The organism is Mesorhizobium sp., assembly GCF_004962925.1.
Lineage (GTDB): Bacteria > Pseudomonadota > Alphaproteobacteria > Rhizobiales > Rhizobiaceae > Mesorhizobium.
This window is the reverse complement of record NZ_SUEO01000121.1, coordinates 17760-19608: the sequence shown is the minus strand read 5'-3', so window position 1 is coordinate 19608 and position 1849 is coordinate 17760. Positions and strand designations below refer to the sequence as shown.

Below are 1849 nucleotides of genomic sequence, written 5' to 3'. Positions count from 1 at the left end.
ATGCAGGCGATCGCGCCGCGTGCTTCCGTGCCGGGTTCGGCGTTGACAGCCTCGGCAGCATAGTAGCGCAGGAAGTCGACCGCTTCGCGCACCTCGGCAACGCCGTCGGCCAGCGATTTGCCGGCCTCGCGGGTGGCGAGCGCGAAGAATTCGACGGCGTTCGCCTCATAGAGATCGGCGGCGCGGTTGAGGATGGCGGCACGCTCGGCAACGGCACGCCTTGCCCATGCCGGCTGCGCCTCCACCGCGATGCGCACGGCGGTCGCGACCTGCTTGGCGGTCGCCTCGCTGACCGTGCCGACCACCTCGTCGGGCTTTGCCGGATTGACCACCGGACGCTGCTTGCCATAGCCGGCGGCCCGCGTGATCGGCTTGGCATGCCAGCGGTCCGGCCCGGCAAACTCTGCCCTGGCCTTGTCGATTGTCGCGAGCGTCACCGAATCGGCGATGTCGAATCCCTTCGAATTGCGCCGCGCAGCACCGAAGATCACGGTCGGTCGGGGGATCGCCGGATTGGCGGCGGGCCCCTGTTTCTCGACCGTTTCGAGCGGGTCGCGGGCAATATCCTCCGGTTCGACCTCCTCGTCGGTGAGCTGGTGGACGAAGGAGGAGTTGGCGCCGTTTTCGAGCAGCCGGCGGACCAGATAGGCAAGCAGGTCGGAATGCGCGCCGACCGGCGCATAGATGCGGCAGCGCGTGCCCTCAGCCCGCCGCACCGTCTCGTGCAGAGCCTCGCCCATGCCATGCAGGCGCTGGAACTCGAAGGAGTCGCGATCGCCGGCCATCGACAGGATGGCGGCAACGGTGTGGGCGTTGTGGGTAGCGAACTGCGGATAGATGCGGTCGGTCATCGACAACAGCTTTTTCGCGCAGGCCAGGTAGGACACATCGGTATTGGCCTTGCGGGTGAAGACCGGATAACCGTCGAGCCCGAGCGTCTGCGCCCGCTTGATCTCAGTGTCCCAATAGGCGCCCTTGACCAGCCGTACCATGATGGTGCGATCGTATTTCTTCGCCAGCGCATAGAGCCAGTCGATGGTGAAGGCCGCGCGCGGACCATAGGCCTGGACGACGACGCCAAAACCGTTCCAGCCGGCAAGCTCCGGCTCGGCCAGCACCCGCTCGATGACGTCGAGCGACAGGTCGAGGCGGTCGGCCTCCTCGGCGTCGATGTTGAGGCCCATGCGCGAATGACGCGCCGCCAGCGCCAGCGACAAAAGCCGCTCGGCCATGACAGGCAGCATCTTTTCCTTCTGCGCTACCTCGTAGCGCGGATGCAGCGCCGAGAGCTTGACCGAGATGCCGTGGTTCTGGCGGATGTCGGGGCCATTGGCGCCGGCGTCGAGCGAGGAGATGGCGTCGGCATAGGCCTTGAGATAGCGCAGGGCATCGGCCTCGGTGCGAGCCGCCTCGCCCAGCATATCGAAGGAATAGAGATAGCCCTTTTGGGTCATCGACCGGCCGCGCTTGACGGCCTCGGCAATCGTGCGGCCGAGCACGAACTGCTCGCCCATTTCGCGCATGGCGGCGGCGACCGCCTTGCGGATGACCGGCTCGCCCAGCCGGCGCACCATGGCGCGCAGCGTGCCTTCGATGCCGCCCTCGCCTTCGTCGAGCACCCGGCCGGTCAGCATCAGCGCCCAGGTCGACGCATTGATGAAAATAGAGCTAGAACCGCCCGAATGCGCCGACCAGTCATGCGGGGCGATCTTGTCGGCGATGAGGTCGTCCATCGTCTCGGTGTCGGGCACCCGAAGCAGCGCTTCGGCCAGGCACATCAGCGCCACGCCCTCCTTGGTGGAGAGGCCATAGGCGGACAGAAAGACCTCCATCAGGCGCGGATCGGACG

Annotated in this window: 1 protein-coding gene; it reads right to left on the bottom strand. The window is 66.6% G+C overall.

Annotated features, from left to right (window positions below):
• A partial coding sequence (putA, locus tag E5W87_RS21990; RefSeq protein WP_292402172.1) for a bifunctional proline dehydrogenase/L-glutamate gamma-semialdehyde dehydrogenase PutA occupies positions 1 to 1849 on the bottom strand: 1849 nt, incomplete at both ends.